This is a genomic window from Streptomyces sp. NPDC041108 (assembly GCF_055592645.1).
In genome coordinates this window covers 1,363,856-1,376,136 of the sequence record NZ_JBVIYK010000001.1, presented here as the reverse complement: position 1 = coordinate 1,376,136, position 12,281 = coordinate 1,363,856, and the positions used below count along the sequence as shown (strand labels likewise).

The window sequence follows — 12,281 nt, the reverse complement described above, 5'->3', positions numbered from 1 at the left end:
TTGGTTCGCAGTTTCATTACACGCAGGTTTCCTGTCAATGCCCTACGCTGATCCCATGGTCGGCACCAAGGCACCTCCCTCCCTCCTCTACATGGTCAAGCAGGTAGAGCTGATTGTCCGCTCGCGGCTGGACGAGCTGGTCCGGCCGGCCGGGATCACGGCCCTGCAGTACACGTCCCTGACCGTGCTGGAGCGGCACGACGGACTCTCGGCCGCCCAGCTCGCCCGCGACTCGTTCGTCACGGCCCAGTCCATCGCGGATCTCGTGCGCAGTCTCGAGAACCGGGGACTGGTGCGCCGGGAGCGCAATCCGCGCAACCGGCGCGAACTGCTGATCCTGCTGACCGACGAGGGGCGCGAGCTGCTCGCCCGCCACGCCGAGCCCGTCCGCGACCTGGAGGAACGCATGATCAGCGACCTCACCGCGCACCAGGCCGACCAGTTCCGACAGGCGCTGTCCAGGGCCTGGCACGCCCTGTCGTAGAGCACTCCGCGCGAAACTCGGGACAGATTGCCTGAGAAATCAAAGACATATGTCAATCGAACATGCTGCAATTCACCCTGACGGGGGTAACTTGCAGAGCAGGGGCGGGTGTTGCCCCCGGCCTGCCCTCATGTCCGTCCTCATTCAGTCCGGTTGGAGGCGATGCCGTCGTGTCGAGCGACCCCACACCGCCCGCGACCGGGCACCTGCGCGTCCGCACGGACCGCGGCCGTACCGTGCTCGAACTGCACGGCGAGATCGACATCGCGGCGGCCGTGGAGATCATCCCGCACCTCGACGCGGCGACGAGCGGCACCGGCGCCCGGATCGTGATCGACCTGCGGCACGTCGAGTTCTTCGACTGCTCGGGCCTGCGGCTGCTCTACCGGGCCCGGCAGCGGGTGCTCGACCGCGACGGCGAACTGCGGCTGGTCTGCACCCACCCGCTCACCCTGCGCGTCCTCAAGGTCACCGGCCTGGCCCGGCTGCTGCCGCCCGCCCCCACCCTGGAGGCGGCCCTGGATCAGCCCGAGGCCACGACCGGCACGTTATGACCCAACCGCCCCCCACCCCTCCCCCGGGGTGACCCTCCCCCTCACTCCGCCGGTGCGTCGAACAGGGCGCTGACGGACTCGCCGTTGTGGATGCGGCGCACGGCCTCCGCGAGCGCGGGGGCGATGGAGAGGATCCTGAGCTTGTCGGTGCGCTCCTCCACGGGCACCGGCACGGTGTTGGTGCAGACGATCTCCAGGATGTCGGGCTGCGCGCTCAGGCGCTTGAGGGCACCCGCCGCGAACAGCCCGTGCGTGCACGCCACCCGGATCGAGCGCGGCCCCAGCTCACGCAACCGCTCCAGCAGTTCGATGACGGTGCTGCCCTTGGCGATCTCGTCGTCGAGGACGATCACATCCCGCCCGGCGACCTCGCCGATCACCGAGTTGATGCTCACCCGGTCGTCCGCGAACCGCTGCTTGGCGCCCGCCGCGACCTGCGCCCCGATCATCCGCGCGAACGCCGCCGCCTCCTTGGCGTTGCCCAGGTCCGGCGAGACGACCGTCGTACGCGACAGGTCGTACTGCCGGAAGTGGGCCGCCAGCTCGCGCAGCGCGTGCAGATGGTCGACCGGCACCGAGAAGAAGCCGTGCACCTGCGGTGAGTGCAGCGTCATGGCGAGGACGCGGCCGGCGCCCGCCGACACCATCAGATCGGCGACCAGACGGCCGCCGATGGAGATCCGCGGCGCGTCCTTCTTGTCGGAGCGGGCGTACGAGTAGTGCGGCATGACCACGGTGATCCGGCCGGCCGAGGCGCCGCGCGCCGCGTCGCACATCAGCAGCAGCTCGACGAGATGCTCCTGGACGGGCGCGACCAGCGGCTGCACCAGGAACACGTCCTTCTCCCGGCAATTGGCCTGGAGCTGCACCTCCAGACAGTCGTTGGCGAAGCGGCTGACCCGGGACGGGCTCAGCGGCACCCCCAGGTGGGCGCACACCTCGTGCGCGAGCTCGGGGTGGGCGCTGCCGGTGAAGACGGCGATGTCACGCACGGTCGGCTCCTCGTATGAACATGATCATTACGGGTTGCGCGGCTCATGCTACTGGCCGGCCCGCGTACGCCGATTCGATACGGCCGCCCGGACGACGCGCCCACGAGCTGTGGACGATTGCGGACAATCAACAACTCGGCGTTCCCCCCGGGTCTTTGAGGGCATTCGTTGAAAGAGGAAGGAGGACCGTCGACATGACGACGTCCATCAAGCGCACGCGTCTGCCCGGCTGGGCCAAGCTGCTCGCCGCCGTGGTCATCCTCATCGTGGTGCTGCTGGCCGCGTTGCGGATGCTGGTCTTCGGGGGACTGAAGGACGTGTTCGGCACCGAGGAGCACGACCGCTCGGGGCCCACACTCCTGAAGTCCATCCAGGACATGAGCCGGTACGACGCCGCCTCGGGCAACTTCCAGGTGGTCGTGGATCTGGAGAAGGACGCCAAGTACCTGCCCGACGCGATCCGCGGCACCCGCACGCTCTACGTCGGCGCGGGCACCGTCGACGCCTACGTCGACCTCGGCAAGGTCGGCGACGGCGACGTGAAGGTCGACGAGGACCGTACGTCGGCCACCATCAACCTCCCGCCCGCGCGGTTGGGCAAGCCCGCCCTCGACACCGAGCACTCCTACGCCGTCTCCAAGCAGCGCGGGCTGCTCGACCGGCTCGGCGACGTGTTCTCCGACAACCCCAACGGCGAACAGGCCGTGCAGCGCCTGGCCGTCAAGCACATCGGCGACGCCGCGAAGGACAGCAAGCTCACGGACCGCGCCGAGGCCAACACCACCGACATGCTCGAAGGGCTCCTGAAGTCCCTCGGCTTCAAGGAGGTGAAGGTGACCTACGGGTCCTGAGGTGATCCACGGCTCCTGAGGCGTCCCGAGGGGGTCCGTACGTCCGCGCCCTTCCCGGTTCCGGGGAGGGCGCGTCGTACGTCGGCTCGACCACCGCCTCCGTACGTCCGCGCCCTCCCACGCCCTCCCGCTCCCGGGCGCCTCCCCGGCACCCCTCGAACGGGAGCGGGTCCCTGCCACTCCCCGCCCGGAGTGCCCAGGGCGGGCGAGGGCAAACCCACGACGTTCGGCGGACGGCTTCCCGCACCGGCCGACGTGGGGGGAATCGGGGGGCACTTCAGGGGTAACAGCTTGGAGACAGAAGGCAGTTGAAATGGGGAGGGTCGCATGGCCGGCACCAAGGCACGTTCCGGTTCCACGACGCCCGGCCGCCGTTCCCCGGCGTCCGCGCACGACAGGCGACCGCTCCCGCTGCCCCTGCGGCTGCTGGCGATGGCCCTGGCCTTCCTGGCCATGGTGGCGTTCGGCACGGTACTGGCCGGGCTCACCCTCCGGCCGTCCCCGGCGTCGGAGGCGCTCACCCACAGCAACCTCACTCCGGGCAGCTCGCTGCAGCTCTACTGGCACCACCCCGACCCGCGCGACGCGCTGAAGCAGGTCGGCGGGAACATCCTGCTGGGTGTGCCGTTCGGCTTCCTGCTGCCGGTGCTGGCGCCCGGGGCACGCGGCCTGCTGCGCGTGCCCGCGCTGACCGCGGTGGTGATGCTGCTGGTCGAGCTGGTGCAGGGTGCGCTCGTCACCGGGCGCGCGTTCGACATCGACGACGTCATCCTCAACACGGCGGGCGCGCTGCTGGGCTATCTGCTGCTGGGCCGGCGGCTCGGCCGGGCCGTGCATGCCCGGGCCCCGCGCGAGCCCAAGGCCGCGCCGACCCCGCGCCGGGCGCCCGCACAGCGGAGGACGGCGCCCGGCGGCGCCTGGGCACAGCGTCTGCGGGTGGGCCGCCGTCGCGGGAGTGCTAGCGCGGCCTCCAAGTGAGTTTGTCGCCGCCGACCCAGCGAACCTGATCGGGGTCGTCCAGGTCGTGGACCACGACCCCGTAGGCCGCCGCGGCCTGGAGGACGTCCGTCAACGTCTTCGCCTCGCCGACCACCTGGCCGTCGATCTCCACGATCCGGAACGGCGGCGTACCGGGCTGCACCCCGAGCACCATGACCCGGGGATGGGAAATGTAGGGGCTCGCGCTTTCGGTCATGTCCACAGCGTAGAGCGGTTCCGGCCGCCGTGCGGGTACCCGGGGACTGGGCGACGCTGGAAGCGGAAGGCTGGAGGTGCCATGGATCCCGTCGAGGCCCTGGACCGGATCGCTTTCCTGCTGGAGCGGGACCGGGCCCCCACCTATCGCGTACGCGCGTTCCGGACGGCCTCGGCCGTGCTCGGGGCGCTGCCTGCGGAGGAGCTGGCCGAGCGGGCGGCGGCGGGCTCGCTGGAGTCGCTGAAGGGGGTCGGGCCCAGGACCGCGCAGGTGGCGCGAGAGGCGCTGGCCGGTGAGGTGCCGGGCTATCTGCGGAAGCTGGAGCAGGGGGCCGAGGCCCCGCTCACGGAGGGTGGTGCGGGCACGGAGCTGAGGGCGCTGATCAGGGGCGACTGCCATGTGCACTCGGACTGGTCGGACGGCGGCAGCCCGATCGAGGAGATGGGCCGCACCGCCGCGCGCCTCGGTCACGAGTGGGCGGTGCTCACGGATCACTCCCCCCGGCTGACCGTCGCCCGGGGCCTGTCCCCGCAGCGGTTGCGGGAGCAGCTCGACGTGGTGGCCGCGCTGAACGAGACGTGGGCGCCGTTCCGGCTGCTCACCGGCATCGAGTGCGACATCCTCGACGACGGTTCGCTGGACCAGGAGCCCGAGCTGCTGGAGCGGCTCGATGTGGTGGTGGTGTCCGTGCACTCCAAGCTGCGGATGGACGCGCGGGCGATGACCCGGCGCATGGTCGCCGCCGTCCGCGACCCGCACTCGGACGTGCTGGGGCACTGTACGGGGCGGCTCGTCACCGGGCGGGGACGGCCCGAGTCGGAGTTCGACGCGGAGGCGGTGTTCTCGGCGTGTGCGGAGACGGGGACGGCGGTGGAGATCAACTCCCGGCCGGAGCGGCTGGATCCGCCGCGGCGGCTGGTGCGGGCCGCCGTGGAGGCGGGGGTGCTGTTCTCCATCGACACGGACGCGCACGCACCGGGGCAGTTGACCTGGCAGGTGCACGGATGTGCCCGCGCCGAGGAGTGCGGGGTGCCGGCGGAGCGGGTGGTGACCACCTGGGGGGTGGAGGAGGTGCTGGGGTGGGCGCGGGAACGGGAGGTTCCCGGTCGGGTGGGGGCGGTGGGTGCCTAGACCGCGCCGGTCCGGGGCACGCGGACGCGGGTGTTTCGGGAATGTTCCAGGAATCAGGAAGGTGAGCCGATGAGCAGGGCTGCTGTCTTCGATGTCGACGGGACCCTCGTCGACACCAATCATCTGCATGTCGTCGCCTGGTGGGAGGCGTTCCGACAGGGCGGCCATCAGGTGTCCATGCACGACGTGCACCGGGCGGTGGGGCTGCCGTCCGGGGACCTGATCACGCATCTGCTGGGTGAGGAGCGGGATCCGCAGGAGAAGGACGCGCTGAGCGCGGCGCACAAGGCGTTGTACGGGACGTACTTCGACCGCCTGCCCGCGCTGCCGGACGCCGGGCGGCTGCTGCGGCGGCTCGCCGACCGGGGCTGGAGCGTGGTGCTGGCGACCTCGGCGGGCGGATCGGAGCTGGCCGCGCTGCGGCGGGCGATCGGGGCCGACGACGCCATCACGGCGACGACGAGTGCGGACGACGTGGCCGCGGGCAAGCCCGCGCCGGATCCGGTCGAGCAGGCCCTGGAGCTGGCGGGCGCGCGGGCGGAGGAGTCGGTGTTCGTCGGGGACACGGTCTGGGACATGCGGGCGGGCGTCCGGGCGGGGGTGCGCTGCGTGGCGGTGCTCTGCGGCGGCGTCCCGAGGATCGAGCTGGAGGCGGCCGGCGCGGAGGCGGTGTTCCGCAATCCCGCCCATCTGCTGGCCGCGCTGGAGGAGAGTCCGCTCGGCCGGGAGGAATGACCTGGTGACAGGCGCTCCGGCCCGACTTGCGGCACGTGACGCAGATCACCGGCAATGTCCGGATACGCAGGGAACACCCCCTGGTACTTTCCCGTTGAACCAACCGTGGGTGTGGATGGGACAGTGTCCCCGGGCCTCACCTTTTGCCCACAGGGACGATCGTTCGGCTGAAGCCCTGTGGAGCCTTTCGCCGAGAGGCGACCGCCATCCGCACCCACACAAAGACCGCCCCGACCGCGATTCCCCCGTCCCGGTCGGGGCTTCCTTCTTGTCCGGCCCGTTTCGGGTGCCGGACTCCTCCGGTGGGGCCGGGCGGTGTGTCCGGTTGTGACCGCGTGCATGCGTGGGGCCCGGGTACTCGTGGGCGGCCCGACAGCGACGAAGCGCGCGAGAGGAGTCAGCGGTGAACGGAGAATCCGGCGGCAGGGTCGTGGTCACGGGAGCCACCGGCAATGTGGGGACGAGTCTGGTGCGGCTGCTCGCGGAGGACGAGCGGGTCGGTGAGGTGCGGGGGCTGGCTCGTCGGGTCCCCGAACGGGCACCCGCGAAGACGGAGTGGTCGGCCGTGGACCTGGGATCCGAGCAGACCGATCTGGTCAAGGAGTTCGAGGGGGCGGACGCGGTCGTCCATCTCGCCTGGGCGTTCCAGCCGACGCACGACCCGGCCACGACCTGGCGGACCAATGTGCTGGGCAGCATGCGGGTGTTCGAGGCGGTGGCGGCGGCCGAGGTGCCCACCCTGGTGCACGCCTCGTCGGTCGGTGCCTACTCACCGGGGCCGAAGGGTCGCGCGGTGGACGAGTCGTGGCCCACCCACGGCTGGCCGGACGCCGCGTACTGCCGGGAGAAGGCGTATCTGGAGCGGGCCCTCGACTCCTTCGAGCACGAGCATCCCGGGGTGCGGGTGGTACGGATGCGGCCCGCGTTCCTCTTCAAACGGGAGTCGGCGAGCGAGCAGCGGCGCATCTTCGGCGGACGCTTCCTGCCGGGACCGCTGGCCCGGCCGGAGCTGCTGCCGTTCCTGCCCGACATCCCCGGGCTGAGGGTGCAGACCCTGCACACCGACGACGCCGCCCGGGCCTGTCTGCTGGCGCTGCACAGCGACGCCCGCGGTGCCTTCAACCTCGCGGCGGAGTCGCCCGTGGACGCGGCGCTGCTCAGCGAGGTGCTGGGCTCCCGTCCGGTCAAGCTGCCCCGGGCCGCGGCCCGCTCCGCGGTCGCCGCCGCCTGGAACCTGCGGCTGCTGCCTGCCTCACCGCACCTCTTCGACGCGGTGCTGCGGCTGCCGCTGATGGACTGCTCCAAGGCCCGTGACGAGCTGCGCTGGCAGCCGGAGCGCACGGCGGTCGAGGTGCTGGAGGAGTTCCTGGAGGGGCTGCGGCAGGGCGCCGGAGCCGACACCGAACCGCTCCGGGGGCGGAAGGTCGGCTGACGGCTTCGGCTCCCCTCCGGAAGGTCCGGTCGGGAGGGTCCGGTCCGGACGGTCCTGCGACATGACGGCGCCTCCCCGGGTCCCACCGGGGAGGCGCCGAGTTCCACGGGACCCCCTGCTAGGGAGCGGACCGAGGCGTCGGCCCGCGGGCCCGCGGGCCCGCGAGGGGAGCCTGTCAGCCGGACGGCTCGTCGGGCACGGGCTGTTCGGGATGGACGGCACCCGATTGCGTCTCGCCCTGGCGGCCGGTACCGGCCTCGTCCGTGTCGGGCACGTCGGCGCCCTCCCGTGTCCGGCCCTCGTCCCGCTCCTCGTCGCCGGCGTGGGCCGGGGCCACCTCCCAGGGGTCCTCACCCTCGTGCGCCTGCTGATCGGGCATGTCCCTCGGTACGGGGTCCGGATGCTCGCCGGGACCCTCCAGCCGGTGATCGGTCACGGCGTGCTCCTTCCCGCTCCGCTGGTGTGCCGCGCGCGTTCCTGTTCCGTCGGTGCGCCGCACGCGGGTACCACGGAGTGATCGGCACAAACCCGGGACCGCCGTGGTCCGTGCGGTCAGGAAAGGGCGCGCAGCTCCTCCAGGGCCGCCGTGAGCCGCGGCGCCACCGCCTCCCGTCGCCAGGCGAGGTGCCCCTCGTCCAGGGCGCGCGGCACCACCTCGACCAGCATGATCAGGTAGAGGTAGCTGCGGTACAGGGCGTAGCGACGGCGGACCGACGGCGTGAGATCGATCTCTCCACCGGCCTCCTGATAGCCCGTCAGGAAGTGGTCGTCCTGCCGGATGTCGTCGAGCAGCGCGAGCGAGACGAAGTCCGCGACCGGGTCGCCCCAGAACATGCGCTCACCGTCGATCAGGCCACCGACGCGCGGGGTCGGCCCGTGCTCGACGAGGATGTTGCCCTGCCACAGGTCGAAGTGGACCAGGCGAGGCACGGTCACGTCGTCGAGGGCGTCGTACGCGGTCCGCGCCGTGCGGGCCACCTCGTCGACGGGCAGGGGAAGCCAGGCCCGGAAGCGGCGGGCGTCGGCGAGCACACCGTCGTAGATCGCGGCGAAGGCGGTGCGCCAGTCGGCGGCGAGGGGCCCGAACGTGCCGGACGGGTAGCCGAAGCCAGGGCCGGTAACCCGGTGGAGACGAGCCACCAGCCCGCCCAGCTCCCGCCGTACCGGGCCCTCCTGGGCGGGCTCCAGGTCGCCCCAGTCGCCCCCCGGGCAGTGGGTGAGCAGGAGGTGCCGGCCGGCCGGGGCGCACTCGTCGAGGGCGGCCGCGACCACCCGGGGGGCGGGGACGCCGACGGTCGCGGCGGCCCGGCAGAACTCGGCCTCGGCGCCGAGGAGTTCACTCTCGTAGGCCAGGCGGGGCGTGGTGGACGGCGGGGGGACCTTGAGGATCAGCCGCGTGCCGTCGGTCAGGCGCAGCTCCTCCACCGTGTTGTACGTGCCGCCGCCCAGCGGCAGCCGCTCGGCGAGGCTCCCGGGCGCCAGCCCCGCCGCCGCCAGAACGAGCCGCGCCCGCTCCCCCTCGTCCACCCCGGTCCCCCTCGTCACGTCCGGCCGCACAGCGGTGCGGGCCCACTCTGCCAAATCCATTGGCCTCCCGCCAGAGGTGCACGTAGTTTAGGTGAAAACCTAGTATCCCTAGGTTGCATCGATTCGACCCTTCCGGAGGAAACCCATGAAGCCCCTCACCGAGCAGGACATCCGCGGCTCGTTCGTCAACTGTTCCAAGGGCGAGGCGAAGCGGATCTCACTGCCTCGTGATCTGGAGCGACGGCCGTGGGACGACCTGGACTTCCTCGGCTGGCGGGACCCGGGCGCGCCCGACCGGAGCTACCTCGTGACCGAGCGGGCGGGACGGCCGGCCGGTGTCACCCTGCGCCTCCCGACCGAGCGGCGCGGCTTTCTGCACCGGAGCATGTGCTCGCTGTGCCTGACGACCCATCGGGGCGGCGGTGTCTCGTTGATGACGGCGCGCAAGGCCGGCGCGGCCGGGCGCGAGGGCAACTCCGTGGGCCTCTACATGTGCGCCGACCTGGCGTGTTCGCTGTATGTGCGCGGCAGGAAGGCGCTCGACACGGGGAGCCGCTTCGAGGAGAGCCTCACCACGGAGCAGCAGATAGCCCGGACGGTGGGCAATCTCTCCGCGTTCCTGGACAAGCTGTACGGCTGAGACGGCCCGCGGGACCCGCCCCCGCCGCCTCCCGGCCCTCCTGCCCGGTCGCCCGAGGGGCTGCCGTCCCCGGTCAGGAGTTCGGTGGGGCCGTGGAAGGGGAACAGCGCAAGGATGCGAGACGTGAGTGGTGTGTGGGACCTGATCGGCACGAGCGTCGCCAAATGGCGGCAGGACCCGGTGATCGTGCAGGCGGTGCGGTCGGCGGCGGCCGCCACGGTGGCCTACGTGGTGGCTCTGCAGCTCAGTTCGGAGGCGGCGCCCCTGACGGCACCCCTGACCGCCCTCCTCGTCGTGCAGGTGACCCTCTACTCCACCCTGATCATGGGCATCCGACGGGTGAACTCGGTGATCGCCGGTGTCATCATCGCCATCGGTTTCAGTGTCCTCGTGGGCCTCACCTGGTGGAGTCTCGCCCTGATCATCCTGGCCTCGCTCGCGGTGGGGCACGCGGTACGGGTCAGCGAGTTCGTGCCCGAGGTGGCGATCAGCGCGATGCTGGTGCTCGGGGTCACCAGGGTCGGCGACACGGCGTGGGACCGGGTCCTGGAGACGCTGATCGGCGCGGTCGTCGGACTCGCCTTCAACCTCCTGCTCGCTCCCCCGGTGTGGGTGGAGGCCGCCGGTGAGTCCGTCGAGGACCTGGCCCGGCGGATGCGGCGGCTGATGATCCGTATCGGCGAGGAGGCCGCGGGACACACCCCGGCGGAGGCCGCGGCGGCCCGGCTCCACGAGGCACGGGAACTCGACTTCGACATCGTCGAGGTCGACGCGGCCCTCAAACGGGCCGAGGACAGCCTGAAGCTCAATCCGCGCGTACGGGAGGGGCTGCTGCACCGGGTCGTGCTGCGCACGGGCCTGGACACCCTGGAGATCTGCACGGTGGTCCTGCGGGTGCTGGCCCGCACCCTGACCGACCTCGCCAAGGAACGGGAGCCGGAACCGCTGTTCGTCGCCCCGGTGGGGGCCGCCGTCGAGCAACTGCTCGCCGAGATCGGGGACGCCGTGGTCAGCTTCGCGGTGCTGGTGACGACCGACGTCAGCCGCAGTGCCGAGTCCGCGGAGGACCGGCTCACCGCCGAGCTGTCGGCGGCCGCCGCGACCCGCGACAAGCTCGCCCAGCTCCTCCTCGAAGAGGTCCAGCGGGACGCCGGCCAGTGGCAGCTGCACGGCGCCGTACTGACGGAGGTCAATCGCATACTGGACGAGCTGGACACCGAGCACCGTTCCAAGAGGCTCCTGGAGGAGCTCGACCGCTGCACCCGCGAACAGCGCGAGCGCTCCCCCCGGCTCACCCGCCTGCGCGACCGCGCGCGGCGCGTCCCGCATCCCCTGCGGCGGAACCGCTCCGACCCCGCCGGACGTGCTACCGGACGTACCGGGTGACGTCGTACCGGACGACGAGGCACCACGCGAGATCGAGGGGAGCGTACGGAATGGCCGAAGGCACCGTGCGGATCGACGGGACCACGCTGTGTCTGCCGGGAGGTGTACGGGTGCGTTTCCAGCGCACCCTGCGGCTGCCGGAGACGGGCACCCACCCACTCCCGCCCGGTCTGGGCGACTTCCCGATCCGGCGGGTCGAGGACTACCCGCAGACCGTGTCCGAGGAGATGCGGGCGCGGGGCGGGGTGATGCTCCCCGTGTATCTGCGCGAGGCGATGTGGCTGCACTTCGGCGGCTCCACCGAACCGGCCGCGCTCCAGGTCGGCGTGGGCAAGGTGTGCGCGGTGTCGGGCAAGCCGTGGAGCGGCACCCTCGCGCGCGACCCGCAGAACTACGTGGTCCTGCCCCGGCAGCCGTGGCTCGACGGCATCAACTCCGGCAGGGGCACGGTCAAACAGTTCGTGGCCGTCCCGCTCGGGCTCGGGGCCACGGTCGAGGGCCAGGTCACCGGCGAGGAGGTGTTCGGCGGGGTCCAGCTGCAGTCGTTCCCGCTGAACGACGAGCAGCTCGCCGTGTGGCGGCGGGAGGAGCGGCGGCGCGCCGAGCGGGAGACGGCGATCGGCCTGGTCGGCGGAGGGGGCCTCTTCGCGGGCACGGGCCCGGTCCCGATGCCTCCCCCGGGCGCGGTCCCGATGCCTCCCCCCGGCGCCGCTCCTCCGCCGCCCCCGTCCAGTGGGTTCATGGCGCCCGCGCCCGGGGGCGCGCCGCTGCCTCCCGCCGCGCCCTACGGCGCGCCGGCTCCCGCCGCGGCCCCGATGGCGGCCGCGCCCGCCGCCGCGCCCCGGGCGCAGGCCGCGATGGGACTCGGTGTCGGCGGCTCGATGCGCCAGGAGGTCTACCGGGACACCTGGCCGCGCGGCAGCTGGGCTAAGACGCCCGCCGGGCGGATCTTCGTGCATCTGGTCACGCCGCCGGAGTGGCGCCGGATCACCGGGGAGGCTCCGCCGCCGTCGCCGGTGGACCGGGCCGCGTACACACGAGCCGGGCTGCCCTGGTTCGACTACTACGACGAGGAGGGGGCCGCCCACGATCTGGACCCGGCCGACGCCCTCGGCACGGTGAAGCCCGTCGGCGACTGGCTCGGCGACGACCTCGACCCGTGGCAGGCACCCGCCCCCGGCCAGGTCAAGCCGCTCGGTGACGCGCCGGGCAAGCCGGTCCGGGACGGCGACTGGTAGCCGGACGGGGGGCCGGTCCGAGGGACGTCGCGAGGGCGGCGGGGGGGGAGCGGTGCTTGGCGGGTGTTCGCGGCTCGCCCTTTCCCCCTGATGCTTTCTTCTCTCCTAGACCGCTC

The 12,281-nt window shown here is 72.2% G+C and carries 14 protein-coding genes; 10 read left to right on the top strand and 4 right to left on the bottom strand.

Annotation, left to right across the window (positions count from 1 at the left end; all coding sequences use genetic code 11):
- The first annotated feature begins 55 nt into the window (after positions 1–55).
- Positions 56–484 carry a MarR family winged helix-turn-helix transcriptional regulator gene (locus tag ACZ6BB_RS05875; RefSeq protein ID WP_471614060.1) on the top strand — a complete coding sequence of 143 codons (429 nt, stop codon included), beginning with the start codon at positions 56–58 and terminating at the stop codon, positions 482–484.
- Between the two features lie 170 nt (positions 485–654).
- Entirely contained in the window at positions 655–1,038 is a 384-nt protein-coding gene (locus ACZ6BB_RS05870; protein WP_471614059.1) for an anti-sigma factor antagonist, read from the top strand.
- Positions 1,039–1,079: 41 nt separating this feature from the next.
- Here the strand turns inward: ACZ6BB_RS05870 and ACZ6BB_RS05865 are convergent, their stop codons facing one another.
- Positions 1,080–2,030, bottom strand: coding sequence for a ribose-phosphate diphosphokinase (locus ACZ6BB_RS05865; protein ID WP_471614058.1), 951 nt, complete (start codon positions 2,028–2,030; stop codon positions 1,080–1,082).
- A 194-nt stretch (positions 2,031–2,224) separates the two neighbouring features.
- Here ACZ6BB_RS05865 and ACZ6BB_RS05860 point away from each other — a divergent pair, with 194 nt between their 5' ends.
- A complete protein-coding gene (locus tag ACZ6BB_RS05860) occupies positions 2,225–2,881 on the top strand; it encodes a DUF4230 domain-containing protein (protein WP_471614057.1) in 657 nt (218 codons plus the stop codon).
- 327 nt (positions 2,882–3,208) lie between these two features.
- A complete protein-coding gene (locus tag ACZ6BB_RS05855; RefSeq protein ID WP_471614056.1) occupies positions 3,209–3,859 on the top strand; it encodes a VanZ family protein in 651 nt (216 codons plus the stop codon).
- Here ACZ6BB_RS05855 and ACZ6BB_RS05850 read toward each other — a convergent pair.
- Positions 3,840–4,076, bottom strand: a complete 237-nt coding sequence (locus tag ACZ6BB_RS05850; RefSeq protein ID WP_383882317.1) for a hypothetical protein — start codon at positions 4,074–4,076, stop codon at positions 3,840–3,842. The two genes, ACZ6BB_RS05855 and ACZ6BB_RS05850, sit on opposite strands and share 20 nt — an antisense overlap.
- Before the next feature lie 81 nt (positions 4,077–4,157).
- Here ACZ6BB_RS05850 and ACZ6BB_RS05845 point away from each other — a divergent pair, with 81 nt between their 5' ends.
- The 3 genes from ACZ6BB_RS05845 (at position 4,158) to ACZ6BB_RS05835 (ending at position 7,374) form a co-directional block, all read left to right on the top strand.
- Positions 4,158–5,207: a PHP domain-containing protein gene (locus tag ACZ6BB_RS05845; RefSeq protein ID WP_471614055.1), complete on the top strand. Its 1,050-nt coding sequence runs from the start codon at positions 4,158–4,160 to the stop codon at positions 5,205–5,207.
- A gap of 69 nt (positions 5,208–5,276) precedes the next feature.
- Positions 5,277–5,942 (top strand): HAD family hydrolase, encoded by a 666-nt coding sequence (locus tag ACZ6BB_RS05840; protein ID WP_471614054.1) that lies wholly within the window; start codon positions 5,277–5,279, stop codon positions 5,940–5,942.
- A gap of 403 nt (positions 5,943–6,345) precedes the next feature.
- The gene (locus ACZ6BB_RS05835; RefSeq protein ID WP_471614053.1) at positions 6,346–7,374 is read left to right on the top strand and encodes an SDR family oxidoreductase; all 1,029 of its coding nucleotides are present in this window, start codon (positions 6,346–6,348) and stop codon (positions 7,372–7,374) included.
- 175 nt (positions 7,375–7,549) lie between these two features.
- Here ACZ6BB_RS05835 and ACZ6BB_RS05830 read toward each other — a convergent pair whose 3' ends face one another.
- Positions 7,550–7,810: a hypothetical protein gene (locus ACZ6BB_RS05830; RefSeq protein ID WP_471614052.1), complete on the bottom strand. Its 261-nt coding sequence runs from the start codon at positions 7,808–7,810 to the stop codon at positions 7,550–7,552.
- A gap of 116 nt (positions 7,811–7,926) precedes the next feature.
- Positions 7,927–8,901 carry a phosphotransferase family protein gene (locus ACZ6BB_RS05825; protein ID WP_471614127.1) on the bottom strand — a complete coding sequence of 325 codons (975 nt, stop codon included), beginning with the start codon at positions 8,899–8,901 and terminating at the stop codon, positions 7,927–7,929.
- A 145-nt stretch (positions 8,902–9,046) separates the two neighbouring features.
- Here ACZ6BB_RS05825 and ACZ6BB_RS05820 point away from each other — a divergent pair, with 145 nt between their 5' ends.
- From ACZ6BB_RS05820 to ACZ6BB_RS05810, 3 genes are all read left to right on the top strand, one after another.
- Positions 9,047–9,541: an FBP domain-containing protein gene (locus ACZ6BB_RS05820; protein ID WP_318812357.1), complete on the top strand. Its 495-nt coding sequence runs from the start codon at positions 9,047–9,049 to the stop codon at positions 9,539–9,541.
- Between the two features lie 114 nt (positions 9,542–9,655).
- Entirely contained in the window at positions 9,656–10,927 is a 1,272-nt protein-coding gene (locus ACZ6BB_RS05815) for an FUSC family protein (protein ID WP_471614051.1), read from the top strand.
- Between the two features lie 50 nt (positions 10,928–10,977).
- Entirely contained in the window at positions 10,978–12,165 is a 1,188-nt protein-coding gene (locus ACZ6BB_RS05810) for a hypothetical protein (RefSeq protein WP_471614050.1), read from the top strand.
- Positions 12,166–12,281 lie beyond the last annotated feature (116 nt).

What these genes read in the sequence shown, in the direction of transcription:
- ACZ6BB_RS05875 (WP_471614060.1), top strand. Translation starts at nt 56, where the DNA reads ATGGTCGGCACCAAGGCACCTCCCTCCCTCCTCTACATGGTCAAGCAG.
- ACZ6BB_RS05860 (WP_471614057.1), top strand. Translation starts at nt 2,225, where the DNA reads ATGACGACGTCCATCAAGCGCACGCGTCTGCCCGGCTGGGCCAAGCTG.
- ACZ6BB_RS05855 (WP_471614056.1), top strand. Translation starts at nt 3,209, where the DNA reads ATGGCCGGCACCAAGGCACGTTCCGGTTCCACGACGCCCGGCCGCCGT.
- ACZ6BB_RS05850 (WP_383882317.1), bottom strand. Translation starts at nt 4,076, where the DNA reads ATGACCGAAAGCGCGAGCCCCTACATTTCCCATCCCCGGGTCATGGTG.
- ACZ6BB_RS05845 (WP_471614055.1), top strand. Translation starts at nt 4,158, where the DNA reads ATGGATCCCGTCGAGGCCCTGGACCGGATCGCTTTCCTGCTGGAGCGG.
- ACZ6BB_RS05840 (WP_471614054.1), top strand. Translation starts at nt 5,277, where the DNA reads ATGAGCAGGGCTGCTGTCTTCGATGTCGACGGGACCCTCGTCGACACC.
- ACZ6BB_RS05820 (WP_318812357.1), top strand. Translation starts at nt 9,047, where the DNA reads ATGAAGCCCCTCACCGAGCAGGACATCCGCGGCTCGTTCGTCAACTGT.
- ACZ6BB_RS05815 (WP_471614051.1), top strand. Translation starts at nt 9,656, where the DNA reads ATGCGAGACGTGAGTGGTGTGTGGGACCTGATCGGCACGAGCGTCGCC.
- ACZ6BB_RS05810 (WP_471614050.1), top strand. Translation starts at nt 10,978, where the DNA reads ATGGCCGAAGGCACCGTGCGGATCGACGGGACCACGCTGTGTCTGCCG.